The following is a 2,442-nucleotide window of genomic DNA, read 5'->3' on the forward strand; positions in this document are numbered from 1 at the left end:
ATGATCGGCAAGCGCAGCGGCCTGCATGATCAATTGATCGCGATCCAGCGGGGGTAAAATCTTGTCAGACATAGCGGAGATTCTAGCGAATCTAGGTTTGAACGTCTTCTAGGGCTTTGTGATTTGGGTCGCCGAGAATAGGATTCAGTGCTTAAGCGCATTGTCACATTGTTGTTCCCGTGCCCCTGTTTGTTGTTCCCGCACCCCTGTAATCACGAATGCCCGTCCCTCGAGTCGCTATTGTCGGTCGCCCCAATGTAGGCAAAAGCAGCCTATTTAACTGGCTTGCGCGTCGTCGCCTTGCCATTGTCGACGATTACGAAGGCGTCACACGCGACCGAATGACGACGTTGATCGAATCGAATGACCGTTTTTTCGAGTTGGTCGATACGGGCGGAATGGGGGTGGTAGACGCGGACAATCTGACCGAGGACGTTCGCAACCAAATTGAAATCGCGATCAATACCGCCGATGTGATCGTGTTGGTGGTCGACGTCCAGACCGGCGTGATGCCGATGGACGAAGAGGTGTCCGAGCGACTTCGCTCGGTTCAGCGGCCGGTGATTTTGGTCGCCAACAAGGCTGATCAATCGCACCAGGATGTGTTGGCCGAAGATTTTCAACGCCTCGGTCGCGGGCACCTGATTCGGGTCAGCACGACGCAGAATCGCAACCGCCAAGATTTGTTGGACCTAATTGTCGATCGGTTACCCGAACCGAATAACGAATTGGTCCAAGAACCTCAGATGAAGGTGACGATCGTTGGACGGCGAAATGTCGGCAAAAGCACGTTCGTCAACACGTTGGCCGAAGATGACCGCATGATCGTCAGCGAAGTGGCCGGGACCACACGTGATAGTGTCGATGTGATTTTCGAGATGGATGGCCAGTCCTTTATGGCGATCGACACCCCAGGGCTTCGCAAACGCAAAAGCCAGCGAACCGACCTCGAGTATTACGGGATGCACCGTGCTCAGCGAAGCGTTCGTCGAGCGGACGTCGTTTTGATGTTCTTCGATGCGAGCGAAACCGTCAGCAAAGTTGACAAACAGCTAATGGGATATGTGATGGAAAATCACAAACCCTGTATCTTTGTGATCAACAAGTGGGATAAATATCACGGCCAAGTGCCGACCGATCGCTGGGTTCGCTACATCCATGCCCAATTCCCCACACTCACCTATGCTCCGATTGCATTCATCACCGGCCAGACCGGAAAGAATGTCAAAACGCTGCTCAATCACGCGACGATGTTGTTCAAACAGGCGCGGGAACGGGTGACCACAGGGCAGCTGAACCGGTTGATCCGAGCCGCTATCGACGCTCATCCGCCGGCGATGTACCAAAACCGTCGCCCCAAGATTTACTTTGCCACGCAAGTCGCTACCGAACCACCCACCGTGGTGTTGATGTGCAGCGAACCGAAGGCATTTACTGCGGATTACAAGCGTTATTTGCTGGGCGTATTGCGAGACCACCTGCCCTTTGGCGAAGTGCCGATCAAGATGTATCTGCACCGTCGTCATCGCGAGGGGGACGACGAAGGCGAAGAGGAAATCACCCCGAAACGCGGAAAACGTAGCTAGTCCATCCGCGGGCTAGTCCATCAGCGGTTCGAGCCCGAGTGTGACCATCAAGTTATCCACTGCGAACGGTTTCGCTGCGGCAAACGATTCTCCTGCGGTAACACTGGCGGCGGCACCGGTCACGGTTGCCGCCGCGCGAACGCGGGTGACGATATTCGGTTTGTGTTCGAACTGAGTTTTGTAACACAAGATTGACTCGATCTTGGTTTCGATCGTGTCGCTGATGTCGACAATTTGGTGATACGGATTTCCCGCCAACGTGTCCGGTTCGACCGCCAATCGGTAATAAAGTTGCCGCTGGATCGAGTGGACCGGCAAACCGGGAAAGTATTCATCCCATTTCGTCAGCCGACTGTAAAAGACGGCGGCATCAGTAATTTGCATTGCCTGCCAATGATCCGGAGACGCCATCGGCGTCTTCTCGCCAAAGCCAATCACGAGCTGAGGCCGATAGCGGCGAAACTCTTTGGCCAGCGCAACACGGTGCTCGAAACAGTCGAATAAGCGGCGATTTGGCAGGTCAAGCTGAATTCGTTTTTTGATTCCCAGCACCTTTGCGGCGGCTTGCGATTCAAGCAGCCGCACTTCGGGACTAGGCGAGTTCGGTGTCGGCTCGCCATCGGTCAGATCGATGATCCCGACTCGATAACCTTTGTTAGCAAGTTTCGCCAGCGTTCCCCCGCAAGCGATCTCGACGTCGTCCGGGTGGGCGCCAACGGCGATCAGGTCAAGCCGCTCAGGCAAGTCGATTTTTTGATCTTCCAACGCAAGATCTCCTTTCCAAATTTTCATGATTGCGATTCGATTGCCTGAACCCTCCAAGCCTTCGCAACGCAGTGTGCGGATTAGTCGGCCG

Annotated in this window: 2 protein-coding genes; one reads left to right on the forward strand and one right to left on the reverse strand. The window is 54.6% G+C overall.

The window, feature by feature from the left end:
* Positions 1–218 precede the first annotated feature (218 nt).
* Positions 219–1,586, forward strand: coding sequence for a ribosome biogenesis GTPase Der (gene der / locus ABX962_RS34725; RefSeq protein WP_372726236.1), 1,368 nt, complete (start codon positions 219–221; stop codon positions 1,584–1,586).
* A 12-nt stretch (positions 1,587–1,598) separates the two neighbouring features.
* On the opposite strand, the gene ABX962_RS34730 is transcribed toward der, so the two are convergent.
* Positions 1,599–2,378, reverse strand: coding sequence for a PIG-L family deacetylase (locus tag ABX962_RS34730; RefSeq protein ID WP_372726237.1), 780 nt, complete (start codon positions 2,376–2,378; stop codon positions 1,599–1,601).
* Positions 2,379–2,442 lie beyond the last annotated feature (64 nt).

The organism is Novipirellula sp., from assembly GCF_041583735.1.
Taxonomy (GTDB): Bacteria; Planctomycetota; Planctomycetia; order Pirellulales; family Pirellulaceae; genus Novipirellula.